The organism is Candidatus Bathyarchaeia archaeon (assembly GCA_035283685.1).
Taxonomy (GTDB): Archaea; Thermoproteota; Bathyarchaeia; order Bathyarchaeales; family Bathyarchaeaceae; genus DATETJ01.
On the sequence record DATETJ010000002.1, the window covers coordinates 403,470 to 416,867 of the forward strand.

14 protein-coding genes are annotated in these 13,398 nt (G+C 48.8%); 7 read left to right on the plus strand and 7 right to left on the minus strand.

The genetic code is table 11. The features are described from left to right. Positions 1 to 179 precede the first annotated feature (179 nt). On the plus strand, positions 180 to 983 hold the full coding sequence (locus VJ249_02325) for a radical SAM protein (GenBank protein HKZ93404.1): 804 nt from the start codon (positions 180 to 182) through the stop codon (positions 981 to 983). Between the two features lie 20 nt (positions 984 to 1,003). Here VJ249_02325 and gcvH read toward each other — a convergent pair whose 3' ends face one another. Both gcvH and gcvT read right to left on the minus strand, forming a co-directional pair. Continuing rightward, positions 1,004 to 1,411 (minus strand): glycine cleavage system protein GcvH, encoded by a 408-nt coding sequence (gene gcvH / locus VJ249_02330; protein HKZ93405.1) that lies wholly within the window; start codon positions 1,409 to 1,411, stop codon positions 1,004 to 1,006. Continuing rightward, entirely contained in the window at positions 1,411 to 2,553 is a 1,143-nt protein-coding gene (gcvT, locus tag VJ249_02335) for a glycine cleavage system aminomethyltransferase GcvT (GenBank protein HKZ93406.1), read from the minus strand. Before gcvT ends, gcvH begins: the two co-directional genes overlap by 1 nt. A gap of 175 nt (positions 2,554 to 2,728) precedes the next feature. On the opposite strand from gcvT, the gene topA reads away from it, so the two are divergent. The 3 genes from topA to VJ249_02350 are packed head-to-tail and all read left to right on the plus strand — an operon-like array spanning position 2,729 to position 5,719. Next, positions 2,729 to 5,041: a DNA topoisomerase I gene (gene topA / locus VJ249_02340; GenBank protein ID HKZ93407.1), complete on the plus strand. Its 2,313-nt coding sequence runs from the start codon at positions 2,729 to 2,731 to the stop codon at positions 5,039 to 5,041. Next, positions 5,004 to 5,228, plus strand: coding sequence for a hypothetical protein (locus tag VJ249_02345; GenBank protein ID HKZ93408.1), 225 nt, complete (start codon positions 5,004 to 5,006; stop codon positions 5,226 to 5,228). The genes topA and VJ249_02345 overlap by 38 nt, the downstream gene beginning before the upstream one ends. 59 nt (positions 5,229 to 5,287) lie before the next feature. Continuing rightward, the gene (locus VJ249_02350) at positions 5,288 to 5,719 is read left to right on the plus strand and encodes a hypothetical protein (protein ID HKZ93409.1); all 432 of its coding nucleotides are present in this window, start codon (positions 5,288 to 5,290) and stop codon (positions 5,717 to 5,719) included. Positions 5,720 to 5,729: 10 nt separating this feature from the next. Here the strand turns inward: VJ249_02350 and VJ249_02355 are convergent, their stop codons facing one another. The 3 genes from VJ249_02355 to VJ249_02365 are packed head-to-tail and all read right to left on the minus strand — an operon-like array spanning position 5,730 to position 8,044. Then, positions 5,730 to 6,689 (minus strand): aminopeptidase, encoded by a 960-nt coding sequence (locus VJ249_02355; protein ID HKZ93410.1) that lies wholly within the window; start codon positions 6,687 to 6,689, stop codon positions 5,730 to 5,732. Between the two features lie 10 nt (positions 6,690 to 6,699). Further along, positions 6,700 to 7,233, minus strand: a complete 534-nt coding sequence (locus tag VJ249_02360; protein ID HKZ93411.1) for a CDP-2,3-bis-(O-geranylgeranyl)-sn-glycerol synthase — start codon at positions 7,231 to 7,233, stop codon at positions 6,700 to 6,702. Between the two features lie 22 nt (positions 7,234 to 7,255). Continuing rightward, positions 7,256 to 8,044, minus strand: coding sequence for an ATPase domain-containing protein (locus VJ249_02365; protein HKZ93412.1), 789 nt, complete (start codon positions 8,042 to 8,044; stop codon positions 7,256 to 7,258). Here VJ249_02365 and VJ249_02370 point away from each other — a divergent pair. From VJ249_02370 to VJ249_02380, 3 genes are all read left to right on the plus strand, one after another. Then, entirely contained in the window at positions 8,043 to 8,684 is a 642-nt protein-coding gene (locus VJ249_02370) for a hypothetical protein (GenBank protein ID HKZ93413.1), read from the plus strand. The genes VJ249_02365 and VJ249_02370 overlap by 2 nt on opposite strands. Further along, positions 8,681 to 9,967, plus strand: coding sequence for a Clp1/GlmU family protein (locus VJ249_02375; protein ID HKZ93414.1), 1,287 nt, complete (start codon positions 8,681 to 8,683; stop codon positions 9,965 to 9,967). The genes VJ249_02370 and VJ249_02375 overlap by 4 nt, the downstream gene beginning before the upstream one ends. Positions 9,968 to 10,090: 123 nt before the next feature. Then, the gene (locus tag VJ249_02380; protein HKZ93415.1) at positions 10,091 to 10,738 is read left to right on the plus strand and encodes an MBL fold metallo-hydrolase; all 648 of its coding nucleotides are present in this window, start codon (positions 10,091 to 10,093) and stop codon (positions 10,736 to 10,738) included. Between the two features lie 34 nt (positions 10,739 to 10,772). Here VJ249_02380 and VJ249_02385 read toward each other — a convergent pair whose 3' ends face one another. Both VJ249_02385 and proS read right to left on the minus strand, forming a co-directional pair. After that, positions 10,773 to 11,870 carry an aminopeptidase gene (locus VJ249_02385; protein ID HKZ93416.1) on the minus strand — a complete coding sequence of 366 codons (1,098 nt, stop codon included), beginning with the start codon at positions 11,868 to 11,870 and terminating at the stop codon, positions 10,773 to 10,775. Between the two features lie 49 nt (positions 11,871 to 11,919). Then, on the minus strand, positions 11,920 to 13,392 hold the full coding sequence (proS, locus tag VJ249_02390) for a proline--tRNA ligase (GenBank protein ID HKZ93417.1): 1,473 nt from the start codon (positions 13,390 to 13,392) through the stop codon (positions 11,920 to 11,922). Positions 13,393 to 13,398: the final 6 nt, after the last annotated feature.

The window sequence follows — 13,398 nt, forward strand, 5'->3', positions numbered from 1 at the left end:
GTATACTTTCTCTTCTTTTTAGCTGGCATTTCAACCATTCCGCTTAGTATTGATGGTTTTCCTTAAATCATTAGTGGGCACGTTCGCTGAGAACCAATTTATTTTCAACATTTGCCTATAAAGTATATCAAAGGGGCTTCATGCCTAATCTGTCAGCAAGCGGTCTAAGGCGTCTTAGTGTGATTGTTAGGGATGTGGAGTACCAGTCTGTTCTGAATAGGAGCGCTTTGGCAGATTACTGCATAAACCCGTACATAGGCTGCGAACACGGCTGCAAATACTGCTACGCCGAATCCTACACCCGAAGATTCACCAAACACACTGAACCGTGGGGAAGCTTCATCGACGTCAAAATCAACGCACCCACAATACTAGCACATGAAGTCAAAAGAAAACCCAAAGGCGAAGTCTACATAAGCAGCCTAACCGATGCCTACCAACCCCTAGAACAAAAACACGAATTAACCCGAAAACTACTCGAAATCCTATTGAAACACCAGTTCCCCATAACCATACAAACCAAATCAACCCTAGTCCTAAGAGACCTAGACCTCATCAAAAAATTCCACACAAGCCAAATCGGCTTCACCATAACCAGCCTAAACGACAACATCCGGAAACAGTTTGAGCCACAATCCTCAACAGTCGAAGAAAAACTACAAGCGCTAGACGAACTACACGCAAACAACGTGAAAACATACGTGTTCTTCGGACCAGTTCTGCCTTACCTGTCAGACCAAAACCTCGAAGAAACCCTCCACAAGATCGCCCACACAGGCGTAGACTACATCTACGTGGACAAACTCAACCTAAAACCCGGCTTATGGCCAATCCTCAACGGCTTCCTAGACAAAGAACTCAGCGACCTGCACAGTAAATGGGAGAGCATCTTCCTCAAGAAAAACGACTATTACGCAGACCTCAAGAAAAAAATCGACACCACATGCAGAGAACTAAGCCTAGAATGCAGATTCTGCTACTGACCACAGCCGTGAACCCAGAACTATTCTTCCATCGTCTTCAAATACTGCGCATATTGTTCAGCGGTGAGCAGTCTTCCCTTATCCTTCTTGAGGTCAACTAGGCTGATTCGGGCTAACCAACCTTTTCCATAAGGGTCTTGATTAAGCAGTTCAGGACTGTCACCCAATTCCCTGTTGACTTTGGTTATCTTTCCAGTGACCGGCGAGAACACATCTGACACCGACTTGACCGACTCCACCGTGCCCATACTCTGATTCTGCTCAACCTCAGAACCCTCATCCTTAACCTCAACATAAACGATCTCATGAAGCTGCTTCTGAGCATAATCAGTTATGCCCACTACAGCTTCCTTGCCCGCTAACCGCACCCACTCATGCTCCCTCGAATAGAGGAGATCGTCTGGAAGCTCATAGTCTTGGTACCGCATCACTTCACCCTCTCATAACCATACTTCGTCGCATCGTAAAGCGGAAACTTACAAACCTCAGCCTTTAAGGATTTATCCCTCACCCTAACCGTAACCGCCGAGCCCTCAACCGCATACTCAACACCCACATGCGCCTGAGCCACACCACACTCCAACAACGGCGAAAACAAACCACTCGTCACATAACCAACCTTCTCCACACTGTCCTTCCAAACCTCCTGCTTCGGACGCGGCGAAGCCCCCTTCTCCAACATCTTCAAGCCCACACGCTTCCTCTTTATGCCCTCAGCCTTCTGCTTCTCCAAAGCAGCTTTACCAATAAACGATTCTTTCTTGAGTTTAACAACGAAGCCCAAACCAGCCTCCAACGGCGTGACAGTCTCATCAATATCGTTACCGTACAAGCACATACCCGCTTCCAGACGCAGAGAGTCTCTGGCGCTCAAGCCACACGGCTCCATTCCGAACTCTTCCCCTGCCTTTAAAATGGCATGCCACGATTGAACCGCCTTCACCGGCTCAAGCAACGGCGAATTCCAGATAAGCACCTCAAACCCATCCTCGCCCGTGTAACCGGTTCTGGACACAAACGCGTCTATGTCGCTGATTTTGATCCAACCGCATTTGAACCGCTCAATCTTACCCACGCCGGCGCCAGCAATCTTCTCTAGAACCTGCTGGGCGCTGGGTCCTTGAACCGCGAACATGGCAACGTTGTCAGACACGTCTTCAACCTTAGCATTGAAGGCTTTCGCGTTTTGAACCAGCCACTTGAAATCTTTCTCCCGATTGGCAGCATTGTACACCGCCAAGAACTTTTCCTGCTCCAGCCGAGACACAATGAAATCGTCCTTGATTCCCCCGTTCTCATTGCACATAGTTGAATACTGCGCGTTGCAAGGCATGAGAACTGACACATCATTCGTCGTAACATAGTTCAAGAAAGCCTCGCTCTTGGAGCCCGTTACCACGGCTCTGCCCATATGCGTAATATCAAACAAGCCCACATGCGTCCTCACAGCCATATGCTCAGGAATCGTTCCCTTATACCACAAAGGCATGTCAAAACCAGCAAACTCCACCATCTTAGCGTTCTGCCTATGAAACTCGTAAAGATGCGTCCTCCTCACAGACTTGCCCATCTGCCTATTACACTCCGAAAACCGCTTTACGGATGAATTCGTTGCGAAAGCTGATTAACTTTTTCACTTAAAAGGCTTAATCTCCACGCACCCACGTTCAAAAGACAGCTTCTTCCCACATTTCGGGCACCGGCCATCAAACCGCTGAATAATCTCATCCGGAGGCGTCAACTCGATGCCTTCATACAAAACGGTTTTACACTGTGAACATGACACGCGCTGGGGCATCTCTCCTCTCACATCCTCAAACAACAGATATCCGAATACAAAACAAAAGAACCTATATAAGTCTACATGTGCCGAATCCAGTTTTGTTCAAGCAAATCATAATAACGTCATTGCAGTTGACAAGGAAAGGGAAAGGCCCAGAACCATGGAAAAATACACGCTTATAGTCACCGAGAAACCTGACGCTGCCCAACGCATCGCCCAAGCCCTAGACAGAAACGGCAAACCTAAACGCGCAGAAGAAAAAACCGTACCCTACTACATGGCACAAAGGGACAGACCCCTCGTCATCGTTCCCGCGCTAGGACATCTCTACACGGTTGTCCAAGCAAGCGGAAAAAGAAACACGTATCCCGTCTTCAACTTCCTCTGGGCACCTAGGCACATGGCTGAAAAAAACGCTGAACGCATAAAAAACTGGATCGAAGTCATCACTCAACTCGCCGAAGACGCTGACAGCTTCATCGACGCCTGCGACTACGACATCGAAGGCTCTTTAATCGGCTACACCATCCTCAAACATGCATGCCACGACAAAGACAACGCAGCCACCCGCATGAAATACTCCACGTTAACCAACGAAGAACTCGAAAAATCCTACGCAGACCAGATGCCACACTTGGACTTCGCCATGATCGAAGCCGGCAGAACCAGGCATGAGGTCGACTGGCTCTACGGAATCAACCTATCCCGAGCACTGACCATAGCCGCAAACCGTGCAAGTGGAGGATACACAACGTTGAGCACGGGCAGAGTGCAAGGACCAACCCTCAGGTTCCTAGTCGCCCGAGAACGCAGCATCAACTCATTTGTCCCCACGCCATACAGGAGCATCAATGCACAAGTGGAAATTCAAGGCGCAAGCTATCTGGTTGATTATGAACAAAGAACTCTTGAAAAAAAGGCAGACGCCGACGCTGTCGTCGAAGCATGCTCAGGCAAAAATGGAATCGTAGAAAAGATTGAAGAGAAAACCGTGCAGATACCGCCGCCAATTCCATTCGACTTGGGCTCACTGCAAAGCGAAGCCTACAGCTTCTTCGGCTACACGCCAAGACGAACAGGTCAAATCGCAGAACGATTATACTTGGAAGCCCTAATTTCATATCCCAGAACCAGCAGCCAGAAACTGCCACCCGCCATCAACTACAAAAACATTCTCAATGGACTCAGTCAGGAACTATCATACAAGTCTCTAGCGTCGGAGTTGCTCGGAAAAGATGAATTAAAACCCAGAGAAGGCACCAAAGAAGACCCAGCGCATCCAGCGGTCTATCCCACAGGCAACAAGCCCACACGCGCTTTAGAGGAGACTGAACGCAGACTCTGGGATCTAGTGATCCGCCGCTTCTTAGCGGTTTTCGGCGAAGCCGGTATCAAACAGAGCATGAAGGCTGCCATAAGCGTCAATGGGCACCATTTCTTCCTTCGCGGCAGACAAATATTGAAACAGGGCTGGATGAAGTTCTACAAACCGTATCTGCGGAGCGAGGAAGTGCTGTTACCGCCAATCAAGGAAGGCGAAACCGTCAAATTCATGAAAATCGCCCGGGAAGACAAGTTCACGATGCCGCCTCCACGCTACAATCCAAGCAGCCTGTTAAAACGAATGGAAAAAGAAGGAATCGGCACAAAGGCTACGAGAGCCGACATAATCGAGACGCTTTACAACCGAAAATACACCGTTGGAGAACGAATCGCTGTCACAGACCTAGGCTTCGACGTCACAGCGGTTCTGCGCACACATGCTTCTCAAGTCATCTCAGTCAAATTGACCCGTGATTTAGAGGAAAAGATGGAGCGCATACAACAGAACTTGGAAAAAAGGGAAAACGTGCTCCAAGAAGCCATCGACCGGCTCAAACCCGTACTGGCCACGATGAAACAGCAGGAAGCGGCGATAGGTCAAGCCTTAACTGAAGCCGTAAAAAAAGCTCGATTACAGGAACGCGTTGTAGGCGCATGCCCAAACTGTCAAACAGGTAAGCTCATGATAATTTTCTCAAGACGCACAGGAAAAAGGTTCATCGGGTGCACCAACTACTTCCAAAGCATCTGCAAGACCTCGTTTCCACTTCCCCAAAGAGGCATAGTGAAGCCCACGGGCAAAACGTGCAAAACCTGCGGCTGGCCAATCTTGTTTGTGCGCATGCCCGGAAAACGCCCATGGACCTTATGCATCAACCCAACGTGTCCAAAGAAAGAGGAGAGGAGGAAACGCCTTGAAATGCAAGGTTTGCAGTCGAGAAGCTCAAGCTGAACCTCAAAGCCAGTACTGTGACCTTCACCAGAAAGCGTACGAGAGTCTTCAGGAGAAGTTTGAGGTTTGGAAGAAAGCCTCAAACATAGACTGGGAAAGTTATCTTCGGGAGATTGCGAAGAACACTTTGACAGGAACATGGGCTAAGGAAGTAGCTGAAAACCTGCTCTCCGAAAGGAATGTTTAAATCACTATGAGTAGAAATCCGTTAACTGACTCGCAACAAGGGTTGATGGAGCAAGAATCATGCCTGGGATTAGAAGCCGCTTCACATCACTGGGATACACCACTCGAAAAACCTATCGAAAAATCACCACAGCCAAACCATCAGTCTTCCTAGTAGCCTCCATCGTAGCTGGTGCCTCAATATTCCTTTTGGGCGGCGGCATCTACGACATTTTAGAACAGCCTTTAATAGGCATACCTCTCGGCAGAAGAATCTTGTTCTTCTATCCCGGAACCTTGAGCGAGCAAACAATCCTGGACAGCGTATATGCCATGCTGTCTTACTTCTTCGGCGTGGTAGGCATTCTAGTCATGTATCAGAGCACCAAATATGCTTACAGACCGCGTCAAGCCTTCATGCTGCTCTTAGTGGGCGCCATGTTCTTCTTACTGGCTTACTTTCTGATGGAGAACCTGGTCTACCAAAAACTAACTACTAGCCAACAAGGCTGAGTTCTCCGCCTCAGCTCACAAGTAGTTTTCCTTTCTGCATCAGCAGCCGAGAGTCAACTTTAACTGTGGGTTGGAAAAGAATTCCGTCCAAGTGAATCTTACTCTTAGTATGTCCACCTGCGTAAGAAGTGTTGTCGCCCAAAGCTATGTGCACGGTCCCCAGAACTTTCTCATCTTCCAAAATATTGCCTGTGATGCGCGCCTTCGAATTGGTTCCAATGCCCAACTCGCCGATGTTGTAGGCGTTCTTGTCGGCTGATTTGAGCATGTTTTCAAGTTTTGAAGCGTCGGGTCCATCAAACCGCTTTGCCCACCCATCCTTCAGCGTAACCTTCAATGGTTGGGTCACTATGGAACCCATGCTGTCAATGATCCAGACGCCATTTGTTGTACCTTCAACTGGTGCGAGGCAAACTTCGCCTGCTGGTAGGTTGCCCCAGTCGCCAGTCTTATGATAGAGCCCAGTGTCTGGCAACGGTGCACGTTTCTCGACACTCATAGTCAAATCGGTTCCGGAGGGCGTTGTGATTTTGACTGTTTTGGCTTTTCCAAGGATTGCTGTCACCTTGTCAGTTAAGGCTGCGACCTGCTGGTAATTTGCTGTTAAGCCGCCGATTCGCATCATGTCTTCGGTTATGCCTGGCATGCTGGCTATTCTCGCTCCCGCCTTTGTTGCTGCTCTCCTCGCGTCTGTGTGAGACAGCGACTTCGTGGTTGGAATAAGGACTACCTGCGCTGCTTTCATGGCTTCTGCAACCGGCTTGGGCGGTTCCTTGGCGTGTTCCTGAGCTGGTTCCATGATGGTTGTGACTGTTTTGGCGCCAATAGATGCCGCGGCGTATGCAAATGCCTCAGCTATTCTAAGTCTATGCGTGTCAGTAACCACTAAGACGGTTTCTTCCGACTGGGTCTTCATGCAGGTTTCAACTGCTACGCGGGCGCCCTTCATGATCGATAAGTTTTGGAACAAAAGCGTCACATCACCAAGGCGTTTTTTTCACGCCTGCTACGTATGCAAACATGTTGGTTAAAAGATGTGCGGGCAGCGTAATAACGAATATTAGGGCAATTGTGAGCAGTGGCGGAGACGAAACAAGAAACGAAAGCAAAACGGCTCCTGCCACGAAATCCACCTGATCGACAATTGGAAGCGGCGCACCCTCAGCTATGCTGATCCGTCTCTTCGCGAACGAGTGAAGCAAGTCGCCTGTTAGGGCTCCCAACGAAACCGCAAACCCAAGCAGCACACTGAATTGGAAGGGAAGCACAAAGTCAGTTGGCGCGATGAGCGGCAATGCCAATTGCTGTGCTGCGGTTGTGAGCGTTCCAGCAGCGACTCCTGCAACAAAACCTCTAATGGTTTTGTGTGAGCCGAAAACTGGTCTGCCGTCGGACATTTTTCTGCCGAAGTCGATGGGTCTGCCTCCTCCGAAGACCACGGGTATGGCGTTGGCGACATACGCTGGAAAAATGAAGAATAAAGCGTATGCAAGTTCGTAGATCCAATTCGTCATTGGGGGTTCAACCGTTCCATGTTTATCGGCAGTCGCAGACTCCGTTTTCCTCAATTGAAATATAACAGTTCACGCGATCTGGGCGCTGTGCATGCTTCTCTAAAAGGACCTTTATGGTATTCTTGTGGTCGGCTGGTCTCATGTTTAATACAGTGTCAGACCAGAACTTCACAACACGAGTGGCAACAGGCTCAACTGCAACAAGACCCTCCAAGAAAACGCTTCGAACTTGACTAGTGATCAACGTGGCTATTTTCCGCGTTTTGGCTATTTGCGCAAGAATGGCTAGTTGGCGACCCAGTTCACGGTTCATGTTGAAGGTCTTCTGTTTCGACTTGTCGAACTCAGCTCGGTAAAGCGACGTAATCGTGTCCACGACGATCAGTCCCACCTGTGGCGTCAAGTATTGGTCCAAACGGTCTATTGCCAATGTTTGCTCCTGAAATGTAGTGGGCTGTATCAGTGTTATTTTGGGCGCGACTTCGTTCAAGTCGTGACTGGCTATCTGCGCTAACCGTCGCGGATTGAAGCTCGCGTCCGGATTAATGAATATCACTTTGTAACCCATGCGCGTGGCGTTCACAGCGCATTGTATAGCTAGGCTGGTTTTGCCTGTTTCAGCTTCTCCATAGATCAACGTAACACTGCCTGGATGCAAGCCTCCGCTCAAGAGTCTGTCCAGTCCGTTGCAGCCCGTGGGCACCGTTCGCGTCGTGCTCTGCAAACCACCAGTCACATCGCTTTGAATGGAATATTGATAGCCAAAGTTAATAATTTTCTGCGTTGTAATGCATACGATGACTTCAAGCATGGAAGCCAAGATAGCCGTCGCCACTGTTTCAGGCAAAGCCTACTACTATTTGGTGAACGAGTTGAAAGCCCGAGGAATCGACTTTCTCAGCCTGACACCGTATGAGCTTGTGCCCCTCACGGTGCAAGTTGTTATAACAACCGAAGAAGAACGCGCACTAATTAGTCATCCCCAAGTCTTGGTTTACAAGTTGAATTCTTCTCCAACCGCTGTAGTCGATGAAGCTGCTAAGCTAATTCGAGGCAAGAAAACCTTTGAAACAATAGCCATAGGCGTTGACCCGGGAAAAACCTTCGGCATAGCAGTCCTAAGCGACGGCAACGTGCTTGAAACATTGACATGCACCAGTCTGGACGAAACCGCAAAAACTATTGCAGAGATCTTCAGCAAACATCAAGCAGCGTTTAGAATGGTGAAGGTCGGCAACTTGGCACCATCTTACACATCTGATTTCCTGCCACTCTTGGATGAAACCCTGCCAAAGGATGTAACAATAGAAGTAGTCCATGAGGCTGGAACAAGCCGCCTAGGAAGCCAAACGGTTCATAAGCGTCGGTTGAGACACGCCATGGCAGCAGTCAAAATCGCAGAACGCCGAGGTCAAATCTACCTGAGAAAAGGAGCGACAGAAAATCAGTGAAGCGAACAGCTGAAGCAAACAAGACACTGCTCGTTGATGGACCAGCATCTGTTACTTTGCTATCAGGCGAGGCTCAAATCCTTGGCGCGAGGCTCAAACTAAACTCAAAAATGGTGATACGCGAGAGCAAACGTGTCCCCTTCTATGTGACCGCTAAGGCAGAGTTTGAGGTAATGCTGGGCGACAAAGGAGCCACAAACGACGTCGCAGACAGCACAATCCCAAAATCTTGGGAAGCCGCCGTCCAGACCGTTTTGACTGACAAAAACAAACCACTTATTGCCATGATTGTTGGCGCGATTGATGTAGGCAAGACCAGTTTCTGCGCTTATCTGACTAACATGGCTTTAAGGGAGAAATGGCGGGTAACCATTGTTGACGCAGACTTGGGACAAGCAGATGTAGGGCCTCCTTCCACTATCGGTTCATGTCGCATAACCAAACCGATTCGAGACCCCTTCGACATCGGCGCTGAAGACATTTGCTTTATCGGGGTCACAAGCCCAAGCAGTGCAGTAAACGAGGTTGTTGATGGAATTGGCAGAATGACTGAAAAGGCTCTCAAGCGTGGAGTCGACCTTCTAATAGTCAACACAGACGGCTGGGTTGAAGGCGAAGACGCCGTTCGTTACAAGCTGGCGTTGGCGAAGCGCATCAGACCCAGCATACTTATTGGCCTTCAGGAACAGAATGAGTTGACTTTCCTTTTAGGCGCGTTGACCGAAATCAAGACTATTGCAGTCGAATCTTCACCATCTATACGCAAAAGAGACCGTGAAGAACGCAAACTCCTGCGCGAGTTGGGCTACAAGAAATATCTTAAAGGCGCTGCAATCCAGTCATTTCCGCTGAACTGGATTAAGGTTTCAGGTGCCCCGTTTGGGTCAGGCGTGTCGCCATCGAGAAAACTGATCGAGGAAATCGTGAAGCAGATTGGAACTGCACCGCTTTACTGTGAAGAAACGCCAGATTCAATTTTTATTGCTCTGACCAAAGAGCAGTGGGCGGACGAGGAAATAGCCAAAACCCTTGAAGACACGGTTAAGAAGAAAGTAAGAATTGCATGGGAAGGCGACGAAGAAGGCCTCTTGGTAGCGTTGCATGATAAAGACGGGAGTTTCCTCGGTATAGGCGTAATCGAAGAGCTTGACTACGAGCGTCGGGTGCTTAAGGTTTATACCAACGTGAAGAAGAACACCGCCTCGATTCAAGTTGGACAGATAAAACTGGACAAATCAGGCAAGGAACTTGAGCAAAGCAGCATCTTTGGCGGCGACATTTAAGTTGAGATTGCGCTGCTGGAGCGCCGGGCATCTTGATCATCAAACACTTGATGTAGCTTGCTCCGTAATGTGTGCGCAAAAGAATATAGGTTGAAACTGGTGTAAGGAAAAATTGGTGGTTGAATGCCAGTTTCTATAAAGTGGTTGGGTCACGCGGGCTTCCAGATCAAAGCTCAGGGAAAAATTATCTACGTTGACCCCGAAAAATCTGGTGAAATCTCTGGGAAAGCTGATTTAATCTTGGTGACGCATTCTCATTATGACCACTGCGACACATTGAAAATCAACGAGGCGCGCAAGCCTGACACTGTAATCATTGCCCCAGCGGACTGCGCACCAAAAATAGGTGGAAACGTCAAGGCGCTCAAAGCTGGCGAAGAAACAATCGTCGGCAACTTCAGGGTCAAAGCCGTCGAGGCTTATAACGTCAAGCGTTTCAGGTCGCCGGGCACGCCGTTTCATCCCAAGGGACTCGGTGTTGGCTACTTGATAACGGCTGACGGCAAGATTATCTATCATGCAGGAGACACCGACTTCATCCAGGAAATGCGTCAGCTAAGTAATGTTGACGTAGCCCTATTGCCAAGCGGAGACACATACACCATGGACAACAACGATGCCGCAGAAGCAGCCTTAGCCTTCAAGCCAAAGACTGTAATCCCAATGCACCGATGGGACACAAACCCAGCAGAGCTCAAGAAGAAGGTTGAGGCAAAATCAAACATCAAAGTGGTTCTGCTCAAGCAAGGCGAAGAACACCAAGTGACTTGAACAGACGACGCAACCAAGAGAACTTAGTTTTCAGCTATTCTACGAATCTTCCTTTTTCCATCACTATTTCATTGTCGGCTTTTATGGTTGGTTTGTCTAAAACAAAGTCCAAATGCATTGATGCTTTGTTGGCGCCGCCCAGATGAACGTTGTTACCAATGGCAATATGCGCCGTTCCAAAGGCTTTTTCATCGTATATGCTCCAGCCAACGGGTTTCAAACCACGATTTGTTCCTATGCCGAACTCGCCAATTCTGTCTTTGTCGCCTTCCGCTTCCTCCAGCAGTTTCCTGAAAACGTCTTCTCCTCTTTCAGCTTTGAAATCAACTATTCGCCCATTCTTGAACTGGAGCCTCAGTCCTCTCAAACCGTAGTCTTTGTATTCGTCAGCCACAACTATGCCATTTGCCGAGGTTTCGACGGGAGCCACATATACCTCACCCGCTGGAACATCGACACCGCATTCGCGACCAGTAGCATAACAGTCTTCAAGGGTTCCAGACTCAACTCCGACGCGTCTGCCCTCAATACTAAATTCCATATCCGTACCATTCGTATGATAAACATGTACGAACTTCTTTTCAATCAGTCTCGAGGCTATGGCTAATCCGGTTTCTCGAAGCTCATTGTAGTCAACTTTGACCGCGTTTATGAAAGCCGCAAAAAACTCCAAGTAGTTGATTCCTATCAACCGAATGTACTTAGGCGATGGTAGATTCACAAATAAACGCGGCTTGGGCTTCGCCGCCTCGTAAACCGAGTCCCAAAAAGAATAAACAACCTTTCGGATGTCCACAGGTAGTCTGTCGATATCTTCGAACTGGCTCAACCACACGATCACATGGGACTTTTCGACAAGAGAGCATGTGTGCTTGAGCACGGCATTTGTCAGGGTTGCAGAATCGTCTTTCAAGCTTGTGAGATAGAATTCTTCATCAAACGTGCAAAGCTGGGGATGCGCACCTATTCTCTGTGATTCCAACATAACGTATTCAGCAAGCACTTTGTTGTGCGGACCACAAATTATGAGAACGTTAGGTCTCCTTCTGAGACAGGCTACGCGTGTCACGATAACGTGTGCGCTTTCTTTCAGTGCGATTTCCCAGTATCTTTCAGATTCATTTTCAAGCACGAGTTTTCCCACCTCATCTTTGCAGACGCCAGAGTGTCAACGGAAATCTCTAATAGGCAACTGCAACCCTAAGAATATTCTCAGCCCTTTTCGCGCAGACAACGCAGTTGCCCTTCACCTTCTCCTCCAAGTCTTCAGGAGTGCCCAAGACATCAGCGTCCAAGTCTTCTCCAAGTTTGTGCCCACACTCCGCGCTGCCACACCACAAGACTTCAACTATGCCCTCTCGACGCCTGATCAACCGTCTTGCCTCCTCCAAGCTGTTGGCTCTATGCACGTGTTCCCTCATCCATTGCCAAGTTCTTTGCTTCAAGTCCTTCATGATTGCTTCAAGCGTGTCCCGAACAACTTTCACGGCATCATCGGTCCCGCATGCTTGCTTCTCCATTGAATCCCTACGCACAACTGTCACTTTGTCCTCCTTCACATCTCGGGGACCAATCTCAAGCCTAATGGGCACACCGCGCAGCTCCCAGTAATAGTACTTGGCGCCAGGAGTCAAGTCTGCCCGCTGATCAAGCTCAACTCGAACGTCTGTTTTCCTCAGCTTGTCTACAAGGGCTTCACATGTTCCGTTGATCTGTTTCTCCATACCTTTGTACGGAATCGGAATGACCACAACCTGAATAGGCGCAACGCTAGGCGGCAAAACCGCGCCATTATCGTCACCATGCGCCGCCAACATGCCCACAATTGGCCGCCCACTTATGCCATAGCATGTTTGCCACACATGTTTTCTGTCGCCTTTCTCGGTTTCATAAGCTACGTCGAAGGCTTTCGAGAAGTTCTGTCCCAACTTGTGCACAGTTCCGTTTTGAAGAGTTCGGCCATCAGGCAAAACCTGATCAAACGCAATCGAGTACTCAGCTCCTGCAAACTTGTCCCATTCTGGTCGCTTGGTTATCTTGTATGGCAAGCCTACTGTGTCGAAGAATTTCTGGTAGATTATAATTGCTTCCTTAATCTGCGCATCTGCCTCTTCCTCAGTGGCGTGAACTGTGTGTGCCTCTTTGAAATTGTCCACTTCGCGCATTCTGATCAAAGGTCGAGTTGCCTTAGTCTCGTAGCGGAACACGTTCACAATTTGGTACATTTTTAAAGGCAGATCTGCGTGAGAACGAATCCACAGCTTAAGCATCGGCGCAATAACAGTTTCGCTTGTCGGTCTAAGCGCCAACTTCACATCTAAGGGGGTCAGTCCGCCTCTCGTTATCCAGAACACTTGACCCTCAAAATTCTTCATGTGCGCCGACTCCTTCGACAACGAAGTTTCAGGAATCAGCAATGGAAACAACACTTCATTGTGCCCAGTCGCGTCAAGCAGATTACGCAGTGTTTGAAGCATGTTCCTGCGTATCTTGAAACCATAGGGCAGCCAAACAGCCATGCCCTTCACTGGATAGCGGTAGTCCATGATTTCCGCTTTCATCAACACATTTCTGAACCATTTGCCGAAGTGGCGACTCCACTCTTCACGCTTGATAGCGGGCATAGTGAACCCTACGTATGACTTTGATTCCACGGCATA